This is a genomic window from Nonomuraea sp. NPDC050547 (genome assembly GCF_044457345.1).
Lineage (GTDB): Bacteria > Actinomycetota > Actinomycetes > Streptosporangiales > Streptosporangiaceae > Nonomuraea.
In genome coordinates this window covers 267,832-280,240 of sequence record NZ_JBITGW010000007.1, presented here as the reverse complement: position 1 = coordinate 280,240, position 12,409 = coordinate 267,832, and the positions used below count along the sequence as shown (strand labels likewise).

The following is a 12,409-nucleotide window of genomic DNA, read 5'->3' as shown; positions in this document are numbered from 1 at the left end:
GCCCTCATCTCCCCCGAGGAAGGGCTCATGATCGACTCTCTGGTCACATTCGTCATCGGCACGGCGGGCGGCAACGCCGCGCTCGGCATCGTGCTGTTCACCATCGCGGTACGCGTGCTGCTGCTACCGCTCGGCGTCAAGCAGGCCAAGGCCGCCAAGCTCCGCGAACGGCTGGCGCCCAAGCTGAAGGAACTGCAGAAGCGCCACTCCCGCAACCCCGAGCGGCTGAGCAAGGAGATGACCGCGCTCTATGCCAAGGAGGGCACGTCGCCGCTGGCGGGGATCGGGCCGAGCCTGGCGCAGGCGCCGTTCCTGTGGCTGGTGTATCAGGTCGCCACGCACCCGACGGCGCTGGCCGGGCACACCCTTTTCGGTGCGCCCCTGGGGCACCAGGTCGCCGCGCTGGTCGCGAATTACGGACTGATCAGTTGGCCATTTTTGGTCTTTGTAATGGTGATCTTCCTGATCGCTGTCGTGGCATGGCTGACCGCCCGCAAGATGGACGGTCCGGCGTGGATCAAGGCGCTGCCGTTCGCCTCCGCGCTGTTCGCGCTCGTGATGCCGCTGGCGGCCGGGCTGTACCTGCTCGTCTCCACCGCGTGGACGGCGGGGGAACGGGCGGTGCTGGCTACCCGGCCTCTCTGAGCGCGGCCACCTGCCCGTTCGCCACGCCGTTCGGAGCGGGCAGGATCGCCCACACCGTAGTGGTGTCGCCGTCGTGCCGAACGCCCCAGCTCTCCGCGACGTATTCGACGATGCCCAGGCCACGGCCACCGAGCGACGAGAGCGTGGGGCGGCCCGCGCGCGGCTCGGTGGCCGCTCCGCCGTCGCTCACCGCGACTTCGATGTGATCATCGCTCCACAACCAGGCCACCCTTACCATGCCGGAAGGCAGCGGATGGGCGTGCCTCAGAGCGTTGCTCAGCAGCTCGCTCACGACCAGGACAGCGTCGTCGACGGCGTTCTCGAAAACGCCGCTCGCCTGCAGATCAGTGCTCAGACGCTGGCGGGCGACGGCGACGCTGGACGGTGCGTAAGGCAACAGCACCACGCTCGACACGCGCACCTCCCCGCTCCCAGTTCCCCCCGAGGGAACACTCCCCGGTACGACCGAAATGCCCCGTTACCCAGTCCCAGAAACCGCATCTCGATCACAGCTTGTACACATTGGACGATAGATCAGCGCATCCGTGACCACCTCGTTACCGCATCGGTGTGTCGGATCGGATATCAGGCGCACGTCCCAGCGCCAGCCTGATGCGGGTGCCCCCGCCCGGCCGGGGATGCGCGCTCACCTCGCCGCCCTGGGCCCTGGCCAGGCTCCGCACGATGTAGAGCCCGAGCCCCACGCCGCCGAACCTGCGCCTGTCGCCGCTGTCGACCTGCACGAACCTCTCGAAGATGCGCTCGCGGTCCTGGGCCGCGATGCCGACGCCCTCGTCGTCCACCACCACGATCACCCGATCGTCCTCCGGCCAGGCCTCGACCGAGATGAGACCGCCCCTCGGCGAGTACTTGAAGGCGTTCTCCAGCAACTGCCCCAGGATGATGTCGGTGGCCAGCGCGTCGCCCCGCACGGACGGCAGGCGATCGGGCACCACCACCTCGACGCTGTGGCGGTCCGACAGCACCGGCAGCCCCAGCGTCGCCGCCCGCACCCGCTCGGCCAGGTCGAACGTCTCCATCCGCACCGACAGCTCCTCGGCCCCCGCCCGCGAGCCGAGCAGCAGATGGTCGATGAGCTGCCCGAGCGACCTGGCCCGCTCGGCGATCGTGTGCACCGCCGAGCGCCGCTCGGCGTCGGTGAGCTTGTCCCAGCGCGCGTCGAGCGTGCTGGCGAAGCCGCCCACGATCGTGATCGGGGTACGCAGCTCGTGGCTCGTGGTCGCCAGGAACAGATCCTTGGCCTCCTCAAGCTCCTTGGCCGTGGTCACGTCGCGGAAGTCGACGACGATCTCCCCGGTCTCCTCGATCCGCGCGCTCACCACGTCGAGCCAGCGCCCGGTCTCCATCTGGAACGTCAGCTTCTCCCCCGGCTGGGGCAGCGGGAACGGCGGCGGCCCGCCCAGTACCGCCTCGGCGCTGAAGGCGGTCATCTCGGCGGCCGCCGGGTTCCACTGCAGCACCCGGCCCTCGTCGTCGAGGACCGCGATGCCGTCGGCGCTGGCGTCGAACACCGCGCGCTCGTGTGCCCGCTGGCGTACCGCGTCCTGGTAGGCCATCGCGTTGCCGACGGCGATGCCGGCGTGTCCGGCGAGCAGCTCCAGCAGCTCCAGCTCGACGTGCCCCGGCTTGTGCTCGGCGAACAGCGCGTAGAGCGCCCCGTACGGCCGGCCGCCCACCGCCGCCACGCCGAGCGCGATCGTGTGCAGTCCGGGCAATCGCGCCCAGACCAGGTCACCGAGCCCGTGCGACTCGAGCAGAACGGTCTTGCCGGTGCGTAAGAGCTTGCCGACCAGGCTGTTGCGCATGTCGGCCGTGGTGTCCTTGAGTGAGTCCGGCAGCTGATGCACGCTCACCAGGCGCAGCCGTTCCCCCTCGATCAGCACGAAACCGCCGGCGTCCGCGCCCGTCAGCTCGGTGAGGCTGGCGGCGATGCGGTCGAGCACGGCGGGCAGCTCCAGCTCGGAGTTGATGTCGCCGACGACGTCGTTGAGCCGGCGCACCAGCCGTTCGCGGCGCGCCACGCGCACCCTGGCGCCCTCGTCCTCCTGCGTCAGGTGGTGCACGCAGACGTAGCCGGCGACGGAGCTGCCCTGGAGCAGCGCGCTGGTGTCGATCCGCACGTCCAGCAGGCTCCCGTCACGGCGGAAACGCTTGGTGTGCAGCGAGACCTGGCCGCCGGTGCGCACGCGTTCGAGCACGGCGTTGTGCTCGGCGGTCAGCTCCGCCGGCACGATCGGGGCCCGGCGCCCGACGATCTCCCCGGCCGTCCAGCCGAACAGCCGCTCGGCCGCGGGATTCCAGTGGAGCACCGTCTGATCCCGGTCGAGAGCGATGATCGCGTTGGGGGAACTGGCGAGCACGACGGCGGCGAGGTCGTCGTCACTACCTGCCCGCATGTCTCCCACATCTCCATAGTGCCCGTGGCGAGGTGCTTCCGTCGGGCGATCCGTCCGATACGCTGCGGTCACGGGTTCCCAGGTGGCGAAGTGGGTGAGGGTATGTCGAGCGGTGACCTCGATGCCCTGCTCCGCGTGACCTCTTCGACCTACCGCAGCGAGGACCCGCCCGACGTCGCCTTCGGCCCCTACGACGGCGCGGTCGGCAGGCTCGTCCTCGCCGTGACCGCGCGCGGGGTCGTGACCTGCAGTTTCGACGAAGAGAACACGGTGTTCGAGCGGGTCGCCAAGCAGTTCGGCTCCTTCATCGGGCCCGACGCCGCCCGGCTCGACCCGGTGCGCCGCGAGCTCGACGCGTTCTTCTCCGGGCGCCTGCGCACGTTCACCACGCCGGTGGACCTCACCCTCGCCACGCCGTTCGCCAAGACGGTTTTGCAGAAGATGATGGCGGTGCCGTACGGGACGACCACGACCTACGGCGAGATCGCCGAGCGCATCGGCCGGCCGCGCGCGCTGCGTGCGGTCGGGAACGCGCTCGCCCAGAACCCCGTCTGCGTGATCGTCCCGTGTCACCGGATCGTGCAGGCCGACGGCGAGCTCGGCGACTACGCCGGAGGCGCCGCCGCCAAGCGCCACCTCCTGACCGTCGAGAGCCGCTGACTCACTTCACCGCCGCCCGCCCGCGGGTGCGGCCGAGCAGTCCGACCAGCAACGTCACCAGCGCCGCCACGATGGCGCCGCCGAGCGCGCCGTTCATCCACGGCTGGCGTACGGCCTCGCGCAACGGCAGCCAGATCCGGTCCCACGCCTCGACCGTCGGCGTGCCCGTGGTAACCCAGTAGGCGGCGAAGCCCAGGGCCCACGGGATCAGCATCGACCAGCGGGCCGGCGCGTTCTCCGCGGTGTTCCACCGGGTGCCGCCGCCCAGCAGGAAATAGTCGACGGCGAGCACCGCGAACATCGGCACGAAGACCGCGCCGATGACCCCGAGGAAGGCGCCGTAGGAGGTGACGTCCACGGCCAGCGCGATCGCGACCGTCACCACGCCGATGGCGGTGGAGAAGATCCGCCGGTCCACTCTCGGCATGAGGTTCTGCAGGGAGACGGTCGTGGAGTACACGTTCGCGAACGACTGGTCGGTCTCGCGCAGCACCAGGATGGCGAAGAACAGCGCGCCCAGCGGCGCCGCCACGAACGGCGCGAACACCGCGGTGGAGTTGGCCGCGACCGCCGAGGCCCCGGCCAGCGCGACCGCGTAGACGCCCAGGCCCAGGCAGGCGATCTGGGCCAGCGTGTAGCCGCCCACGACGCCGGTGAAGGCGGCCCTGCTGGAGCGCGAGTGCCGCGCGAAGTCGGCCGCGAGCGGCACCCACGAGATCGACAGCGCGATCACGTAGTCGACGGCCGGGGCGAACGCGGTCCAGTCGCCACCGGTCTGCGGCGGCGCCTTGCCCAGGAAGTCCACGGCGAACCAGACCATCGCGATGATCACGCCGATCGTCACGTACCTGCGCAGCAGCCTGATCGCGCCCAGCGGCCAGATCGTCAGCCCCGTGGTGATCGCCCCGGCGACGAGCACCCAGACGGCGTACGGCACCGCCGTACCGAAGATGGCCATCGCGCCGTTGGAGATGACCCAGAGCTCGAACGCGCCCCAGCCGATCATCTGGACGATGTTGAGCACGGTCGGGATGTAGGACAACTTGGCGCCGAACAGCCCGCGCAGCAGGACCATCGCCGGTTTGCCCGTCTGGGTGCCGGGGATGGCCGACAGGCCGACCATGGCGGTGCCGATGAGGCTGCCGACCGCGGTGGCGGTGAGCGCCGCCGCCAGGCTCAGCGGCGCGTCGCCCAGGGGGTTGAGCAGCAGCAGCGCACCGGAGAAGCCCAGCAGGCTGACCGCGAGGTTGGCCCACAGCGCGCCCTGGTCGAGCACGCCGAGGGTTTTCGGCGTGGCCCCGTCCAGGGTCAGGGCCACCTCCGAGTGGTGGGGTTCATCAGAGTGGTGTGATCCATCGACGACACGCGTCATCGTGAACGCTCCCTACGCCGGCATTACCCGGTCAGGTTCATGCGGTCGGCAATGCGTGGGGATTGCCCTCTCAGCCCGGCCGTGCCCGAGCTCCCGCGCTTATGTAAGTTTCAGGCGGATTATGCCATTCGCCCGGCGGGTGGCAAGACACCGGGCGGTCCTGAGGCCTGGGAGAATGGGTACATGACGGTTCCCGAGATCGAGGCCAAGGACGTGCCCGCGGACGCGTATCTGCTTGACGTGCGTGAGCAGGGCGAGTGGGTGGCGGGGCACGCGCCCGACGCCGTGCACATCCCCATGGGCGAGCTGCAGTCCCGTCTCGACGAGGTGCCCGCCGGGCAGCCCGTGTACGTGGTGTGCCGGGTCGGCGGGCGCTCGGCGCACGCGGCGGCCTGGCTCAACCACGTCGGCCGCGAGGCGGTCAACGTGGGCGGCGGCATGCAGTCGTGGGAGGCGGCCAGGCGCCCGATGGTGAGCGAGGGCGGCCAGGAGCCGTTCGTGGCCTGACCCCGAATGCCAGGTCCGACCGCCGCCAGCATCGGGCGGGCGGCCGGGAGAGCATCGGAGCATGGAATACGAGATCAGCGCCATCGACCCGGTGATCGTGCGCGAGCTGCTCCGGGCGGACGACGCGGGCCGGGCGCCCCGCTTCAGCATCGACGAGACGGGCGGCGCGCCGCTGCGGTGCTGCCTGCGCAAGGCTGCGGCGGGCGAGCGGATCGCCCTGGTGTCGTACGCGCCGCTGCGGCGCTGGGCCGCCGAGACCGGCGCCGACCCCGGGCCCTACGACGAGCTGGGGCCCATCTTCGTCCACGCCGAGCCGTGCGAGGGGCCCGGCACGACCGCCTGGCCCGCCGCCCACACCGCCCAGCGGGTCCTGCGCGCCTACACCGCCGACGGGCGCATCCACGGCGGCCGCCTCCTGCCCGAGGGCGCCGACCCGGAGGTCGCGCTCAAGGAGGTGCTCTCCGACCCCGAGGTGGCCTTGGTCCACGTACGGGCGGTCGAGTACGGCTGCTTCCAGTTCGCCGCCCACCGGGCTACTTGAGCAGGCGCGACAGACGGCGGTCGGCGAGCGGCTTGCCGCCCGTCTGGCAGGTCGGGCAGTACTGCAGCGAGGAGTCGGCGAACGAGACCTCCCTGATGGTGTCGCCGCACACGTCGCAGGGCTGCCCGGCCCGGTTGTGCACGCGCAGGCCCGACTTCTTCTCCGCCTTCAGGTCCTTGGCCGCCACCCCGTGCGCCCGCTCGACCGCCTCGCGCAGCGTGGCGACGATCGCCTCGTGCAGATCGGCCACCTGCGCGTCGGTCAGCGAGGCCGCGATCTTGAACGGGGACATCTTGGCCGCGTGCAGCACCTCGTCGGAGTAGGCGTTGCCGATGCCCGCGATCACCTTCTGGTCGCGCAGAAGACCTTTGATCTGGGTACGGTTGCCACCCACGATCCCCTTCAGCACGTCCACGGTGAAGGTGTCGGCCAGCGGGTCGGGGCCGAGCGAGGCGATGCCGGGCACTTCATCCGGATTTTTCGTGACATAGACGGCCAGGCGCTTCTGTGTGCCCGCCTCCGTCAGCTCGAACCCGGGGGCCAGGCCCTCGTCGTCGGGCGCCAGCCGTACCCGGACCGCCAGCGGGCCCTTGCCGGGACGGACCGGCTTCGCGCCCGAGAGGTCGTCCTTCCAGCGCAGCCACCCGGCGCGCGCCAGATGGATGATCAGGTGCAGACCGTCGCAGTCGAGGTCGAGGAACTTGCCGTGCCGCGCCACGCCGGTCACGGTGAGCCCGCCGAGCGCGCTGACGGGCGGATCGAAAGTCTTCAGCGCCTGGAAGGCGACCACGTCGACGGCCAGGATCGTCCGGCCCACAGCCCGCTCACGCAGGAAATCGGTGAGCGACGCCACTTCTGGAAGTTCGGGCATGCATCCAGATTATGGTCCACAGGCTGTGGAAAACACGGCGCTAGGGTCAAGGTATGAACGTGACGATCGCCGAAGAAGTCCTCCTTCTCGCCCACAGCGAGGAAGAGGGCAGACAGCTCATCCCCGGCACGCAACTGGACACCGCGCTGGGCGGCTCCATCCTCGCCGAGCTGGCGATCAACGACCGGCTGGAGCTCTCGGACAAGAAGGTGTCCGTCAAGAACGCCGCCCCGCTCGGCGACCCCGAACTCGACGCCGTCCTCGCCCGCATGGCCGAGGACGGCAAGGCGCGCCGCCCGGTGTGGTGGGTGCAGAAGCTGTACTCGGGCAAACTCCGCAAGCGTCTTCTCGAACGGCTGGCCGCCGCCGAAGTCCTGAGCGAGGAGCGGGCCAAGGTGCTCGGCCTGTTCCCCACCTCGCGCTGGCCCGAGGTGGACGGGCGGGTCGAGGCCGAGATCCGCGCCCGGGTGGCCGCCGTGCTGGGCGGCGCCGAGCCCGACGCGCGCACCGCCGTGCTGATCGCGGTCCTGCACGCCGCCAACCTGGACCGCAAGGCCTTCCCGGGGGCCGACAGGAAGCGGGTCAAGGAGATCGCCGAGGGACAGTGGGCGGGCGACGCGGTGGCCAAGACCATCGCCGCCATCAACTCGGTCATCCTCATCACGGCCACCACGGCCGCGATCACCGCCACCACGACGACCTGACCCGACCCACCCCAGACCCGACCCGCCCAGACCCCATGCGCCGGGAGACCCACCCACCGGGGTCCGGAAGCCCCGAACGGGCCAGGGCGTGCTTGCCGAGCGGGCTGTTGGCGGGTGTGCCCCAGGAGCGGGTGTGCCCGCCTCGGTCCCGGCGCGTGCCGGCGGGGCGGCGTTGCGGCGGGCCGCCCGCGCGCCCTGCCCGCCGTGTCCCTGGACGGAGGGTCAGGGGCTGCGGCGGGTGGGGTGGAGGCGGCGGAGCCGTAACGGAAAGACCGCCCGTGACGAAAGACGCGGTCAGTTGGCGTCGAGGATGTCCTTGGGGACGGGCTTGTCGGCCTTCAGGGCGTTGAAGAGCGCCAGCGCCTTCTGGGTGTCCCACTTGACGGCCGTGCCGCCGCCGGCGATCTCGTTGCCGCCGAACGGCACCACCGTGGTCACCGGGCTGTCGCCCATCGCCAGCCCCAGCGACAACATGTCGAACGCCCCCGTCGACTCGTCCACCACGACCGCGTCCGTCGCGCTCGCCGCCAGCGGGATCGAGGTGAACGGGTTGATCAGCACCCCGGGGCTCGCGGCCTTCTTCACCACCGCGCCCAGGAACTGCCGCTGCCTCTTGGTCCGCTCGAAGTCCGGCAGCGCGCCGCCCTTGCGGGTGCGGACGTAGCCGAGCGCCTGGCCGCCGGTCAGCTCCTGCTTGCCCTTCTTGAGGTTGAGCCCGGCCTTGGGGTCGTTGATGTCGGCCCGCACGTTGATCTCGACGCCGCCGATCGCGTCCACGATGTCCACGAACCCGGCGAAGCCGATCTCCATGTAGTTGTCGATGCGCAGGCCGGTGACGTTCTCGAGGGTTCTGACGAGCAGCTTCGGCCCGCCGAGGGTGTAGGCGGCGTTGAGCTTGTTGCGGCCCTTGCCGGGGATGGTGACCGCGGAGTCGCGCGGCAGGCTCACCAGCGTCGCCTTGTCGCTGCCCTCGGGGACGTGCAGCAGCATCATGGAGTCGGTGCGCTGCCCGGCGGCGCGGCCGGTGGCGAGCTTCTTGCGCTGGGCGGCGGACAGGCCCTTGCGGCTGTCGGAGCCGACCAGCAGCCAGTTGGTGCCGGGGGTGTCGGCGGGACGGCCCTCGTAGTCGTCGAGTACGCCCGGGATGCCGGTGAGCCGGGAATTGACCCAGAAGAACATGCCGATGGCCGCCACCAGCAGCAAGACCAGCAGGCCCGCCACGCTGATCGCGATGATCTTCCCGATGGGCCGGCGCCGTCCGGTGCGGGGCGGCTTGGCCGGTGGACGGTTGAACGGCCCGCCGCCGCCCTGGTGGACCGCCGTGGGCGGCACCTCGCCCCCGCCGCCGCCACGCCCCTTCAGCGGCTTCACCGGACTGTTGCCGGGACGCTCGCGGCCGTAGACTCGCCCGGCAGAGCGCGGCGGCTCCGCCGGAGATGGCGGAAACTGCTGTGCCGGAGCTCCGGCCGACCGCATGCCGTCATCAGGCCGGCTCGGCAACGGGCGGCCCTCGCCCGGCGAGCGCAGCGGGCGCGTGCGATCTTCCTCTGCCACGTCTTCCCTCTCCCATCGGTTGCCATAACGCTACGTCGAGCCCCCCACCAGTGGATGCGTCCCGCCAAGGATTTCCCACGGAAAAGTACGCGGAACACACTGTGGGTCACTCCGGAAACATCTGACGCCACCAGCGTCGTTACGGTTTATGGACGACCTCTATCGAAGGGAAGATTGTGTCCGCTTCGGACCCATGGAGTAGCTGCCCGTGCACGAGCACGGGTTCCGCTGAAGGCGGCTCACTGCGGTGAGCGCCTATCTGGGCCTGCTGGCCCTCCTCCTCCTCACCGTCGCGACCGGTTACTTCGTCGCGCAGGAGTTCGCTTTCGTCGCCGCTGACCGGGGAATCCTGCGCGAGCAGGCCGCGGCCGGCGACAAGTCCGCCGAGAAGGCCCTCCAGGTGACCTCCCGGCTCTCCTTCATGCTGTCGGGCGCCCAGCTGGGCATCACCGTCACCGCGCTGCTCGTCGGCTTCCTCGCGGAGCCGGCCATCGCGACACTGGTGCGGCCCTGGCTGACCGACCAGGGCCTGCCGCCCGCCGTGATCACCGGCCTGTCCGTCACCGCGGGCGTTTTCGTCGCCACGGTCGTGCAGATGGTCCTCGGCGAGCTGGCCCCCAAGAACCTCGGCATCGCCAGGCCCGAGGCCGTCGCCAAGTTCCTCGCCCGTTCCACGCTGGTCTACCTGGCCGTGGTCGGCCCCCTCGTGCGGCTGTTCGACTCCGCCGCGACGGGCCTGCTGCGCAAGGTGGGCGTCGAGCCGGTCGAGGAGGTGGAGCACGGCGCCACCCCCGAGGAGCTCTCGCGGATCATCGCCGAGTCCACCCAGGCGGGCGAGCTGCCCCCGCGCCTGTCGGACCTGCTGGAGCGCGCGCTGGAGTTCGGCGACCGCAACGCCGAGGAGATCATGGTGCCGCGCCCGCGGGTCGTCGTGCTCCGCTCCGACCGGCCGCTGTCCGACCTGGTCGACGCGATCCGGGAGCACGGCCACTCCCGCTACCCCGTCCTGGGCGCCGACGGTGACGTCGCCGGTGTCACCGGGGTACGCGAGCTGCTGGCCTCCGGCCGGGAGGAAGGCGTGATCGCCGAGATCACCCGTCCCGCGCTGCTGGTGCCGGACTCCCTTCCCCTGCCGCTGGTGCTGGAGCGCATGCGCCAGGCCAAGGACGACATCGCCTGCGTCATCGACGAGTACGGCGGCCTGGCCGGCGTCGTCGCGGCCGAGGACCTGGCGGAGGAGCTGGTCGGCGAGCTCGTCGACGAGAACGACCCCGAGCCGGAAGGCGCCACCGAGCACCCGGACGGCACCTGGGAGGTGCCCGCCTCCTTCCGCCTCGACGAGGTCGAGCGCGCGACGGGCATCGCCCTGCCGGAGAGCGACGACTACGACACGCTGGCCGGACTCGTGCTGGCCCGGCTCGGCCGCATGGCCGAGCCCGGCGACGCGGTGACGGTCGAGTGCACGCCGGAGACCGACCCGTTCTCCGAAGACCCCGATGAGCACCTCGCCGAACTCACGGTCCTGTCGCTCAGCCGCAGGGTCCCCGAGTGGGTACGGCTGGCGCCGGTACAGCACCACGCGAGGGCCGCCCGATGACCATGATCATCATAAGCCTCGCGCTGCTGGCCTTCAACGCCTTGTTCGTCGCGGCCGAGTTCGCCTTCGTCTCCGCCAGGCGCCACCGCCTGGAAGAGGTGGCGACCGGCGGCAACCGCATGGTCAGGTTCGCCGCCAAGTCCGCCGTGGGCGGCAGCAGGCAGCTGTCGCTCATGCTGGCCGGCGCCCAGCTCGGCATCACGCTGTGCACGCTGGGTCTCGGCCAGGTGACGGAACCGGCCATCGAGCACTTCCTGGAGCCGGTCTTCGCCGCGATCGGCGTACCGGAGTCGCTGCGGATGCCGATCGCGCTGACGATCGCGCTGGCGCTGGTCACGTTCCTGCACATGGTCATCGGCGAGATGGCGCCGAAGTCCTGGGCGCTGACCCACCCGGAGCGGGCGGCGTTGCTGCTGACGGTGCCGTTCAGGGCGTTCACGTCGCTGATGAAGCCGCTGCTGTGGTCGCTGAACGGAGTGAGCAATCTCATCCTGCGCCTGTTCGGCGTCGAGGCCCGCGACGAGCTGGCCACGACCCGGACGCCGCGCCAGCTCGCCATGCTGGTGGGCGAGTCGGCCAGGATGGGCCTGCTGGACCGCGAGGAGCACGACCTGCTGACCCGGGCCCTGCGCCTGCAGGCCGAGGGCATCGAACGCCTGATGGTCCCCATCGCCGAGGCCGCCTGCGTGCCGCCGGAGGCGACGGCGGGTCAGATCAAGGAGGTCGCGGCCAGAACCGGACACCTGAGGCTGCTGGTGGGCTCGGGCACCGACGTCCAGGGCGTCCTGCACGCCCGGGACGCGCTGCTCCACAAGGACGCGACCGCGGCCGCGCTGGCGCGGCCGCTGCCCCGGCTGGCCTGCGTCACCCAGGTTCCCGAGGCCGTCACGGCCCTCCAGGAGGCACGAGCCCACCTGGGCCTCGTGACCAGCGCGGACGGCACCGTCATCGGCCTGGTGAGCCTGACCGACCTTCTGGGCGAACTCCTCGACATGCGGGCGATCGCCGCCTAAAGGTCAAATCTTGTCCGCTCATGGCGAAACCCGCGAAAGCGGTTAGAAAGCGAGTTGCAAGCGCCCGCGTCTAGGTTCTCCGGACGCGGGCGCTCGCTGCGCGCATGGCAAAAAAGAAGAGCCCCGGCTCTTGCGAACCAGGGTTCGTTTCGTCACTGTGGGTCTGCCACCAGCAAGGCCAAAGCATCAGAGCCCGGGAACAACACCCCGGGAAACAGGAAGGACCTGGCAATCACGATGACCGGGGGCGAAAGCACAAACCGGGAATCAACGAGGGGCGAAAGCCCTGCTGGAGGTCCGGGGGTTATCCCCCGGGAGAAATACGAAGAGGCCTGCGGGAGAAGCCCTGATGGGGCTACAACCACAAGCCTCCGCCGAATCGCGTGGGCGAGGAGGGATTTGAACCCTCACGTCCTTTCGGACACACGGACCTGAACCGTGCGCGTCTGCCGTTCCGCCACCCGCCCTTGTTGGGTGCGGAGAAACAGTAGCACGGAACTGCCGCTGGTACTGAACCCGGATACGATC

12 protein-coding genes, 1 tRNA gene and 1 riboswitch are annotated in these 12,409 nt (G+C 70.6%); of the genes, 7 read left to right on the top strand and 6 right to left on the bottom strand.

The features are described 5' to 3' along the window. The first annotated feature begins 27 nt into the window (after positions 1–27). The gene (locus tag ACIBHY_RS19775; RefSeq protein WP_397247070.1) at positions 28–645 is read left to right on the top strand and encodes a YidC/Oxa1 family membrane protein insertase; all 618 of its coding nucleotides are present in this window, start codon (positions 28–30) and stop codon (positions 643–645) included. On the opposite strand, the gene ACIBHY_RS19770 is transcribed toward ACIBHY_RS19775, so the two are convergent. Further along, a complete protein-coding gene (locus tag ACIBHY_RS19770; protein WP_312896209.1) occupies positions 629–1,060 on the bottom strand; it encodes an ATP-binding protein in 432 nt (143 codons plus the stop codon). The genes ACIBHY_RS19775 and ACIBHY_RS19770 overlap by 17 nt on opposite strands. Positions 1,061–1,202: 142 nt before the next feature. Next, a complete protein-coding gene (locus tag ACIBHY_RS19765; RefSeq protein WP_397247068.1) occupies positions 1,203–3,062 on the bottom strand; it encodes a PAS domain S-box protein in 1,860 nt (619 codons plus the stop codon). Positions 3,063–3,197: 135 nt separating this feature from the next. Here ACIBHY_RS19765 and ACIBHY_RS19760 point away from each other — a divergent pair, with 135 nt between their 5' ends. Next, a complete protein-coding gene (locus tag ACIBHY_RS19760) occupies positions 3,198–3,722 on the top strand; it encodes a methylated-DNA--[protein]-cysteine S-methyltransferase (RefSeq protein ID WP_397247067.1) in 525 nt (174 codons plus the stop codon). A gap of 1 nt (position 3,723) precedes the next feature. On the opposite strand, the gene ACIBHY_RS19755 is transcribed toward ACIBHY_RS19760, so the two are convergent. Next, positions 3,724–5,040, bottom strand: coding sequence for a purine-cytosine permease family protein (locus ACIBHY_RS19755; RefSeq protein ID WP_397307367.1), 1,317 nt, complete (start codon positions 5,038–5,040; stop codon positions 3,724–3,726). 46 nt (positions 5,041–5,086) lie between these two features. Next, a riboswitch (TPP riboswitch) is annotated at positions 5,087–5,201 on the bottom strand. A gap of 76 nt (positions 5,202–5,277) precedes the next feature. Between ACIBHY_RS19755 and ACIBHY_RS19750 the strand changes: the two genes are divergently transcribed. Both ACIBHY_RS19750 and ACIBHY_RS19745 read left to right on the top strand, forming a co-directional pair. Next, positions 5,278–5,601, top strand: coding sequence for a rhodanese-like domain-containing protein (locus ACIBHY_RS19750; protein ID WP_397247063.1), 324 nt, complete (start codon positions 5,278–5,280; stop codon positions 5,599–5,601). Between the two features lie 61 nt (positions 5,602–5,662). Then, on the top strand, positions 5,663–6,142 hold the full coding sequence (locus ACIBHY_RS19745; protein WP_397247062.1) for a DUF1203 domain-containing protein: 480 nt from the start codon (positions 5,663–5,665) through the stop codon (positions 6,140–6,142). Here the strand turns inward: ACIBHY_RS19745 and ACIBHY_RS19740 are convergent. Next, positions 6,135–7,013 (bottom strand): Fpg/Nei family DNA glycosylase, encoded by an 879-nt coding sequence (locus tag ACIBHY_RS19740; RefSeq protein WP_379615673.1) that lies wholly within the window; start codon positions 7,011–7,013, stop codon positions 6,135–6,137. The genes ACIBHY_RS19745 and ACIBHY_RS19740 overlap by 8 nt on opposite strands. 53 nt (positions 7,014–7,066) lie before the next feature. Here ACIBHY_RS19740 and ACIBHY_RS19735 point away from each other — a divergent pair, with 53 nt between their 5' ends. Continuing rightward, positions 7,067–7,717 (top strand): GPP34 family phosphoprotein, encoded by a 651-nt coding sequence (locus ACIBHY_RS19735; protein WP_397247060.1) that lies wholly within the window; start codon positions 7,067–7,069, stop codon positions 7,715–7,717. 294 nt (positions 7,718–8,011) lie between these two features. Here the strand turns inward: ACIBHY_RS19735 and ACIBHY_RS19730 are convergent, their stop codons facing one another. Then, positions 8,012–9,088 carry an LCP family protein gene (locus ACIBHY_RS19730; protein WP_397247058.1) on the bottom strand — a complete coding sequence of 359 codons (1,077 nt, stop codon included), beginning with the start codon at positions 9,086–9,088 and terminating at the stop codon, positions 8,012–8,014. A gap of 430 nt (positions 9,089–9,518) precedes the next feature. Here ACIBHY_RS19730 and ACIBHY_RS19725 point away from each other — a divergent pair, with 430 nt between their 5' ends. After that, the gene (locus ACIBHY_RS19725; RefSeq protein WP_397247056.1) at positions 9,519–10,868 is read left to right on the top strand and encodes a hemolysin family protein; all 1,350 of its coding nucleotides are present in this window, start codon (positions 9,519–9,521) and stop codon (positions 10,866–10,868) included. Further along, entirely contained in the window at positions 10,865–11,881 is a 1,017-nt protein-coding gene (locus ACIBHY_RS19720) for a hemolysin family protein (RefSeq protein WP_397307366.1), read from the top strand. Before ACIBHY_RS19725 ends, ACIBHY_RS19720 begins: the two co-directional genes overlap by 4 nt. 384 nt (positions 11,882–12,265) lie before the next feature. Here ACIBHY_RS19720 and ACIBHY_RS19715 read toward each other — a convergent pair. Further along, positions 12,266–12,348: transfer RNA gene (locus tag ACIBHY_RS19715), tRNA-Leu, on the bottom strand. Positions 12,349–12,409 lie beyond the last annotated feature (61 nt).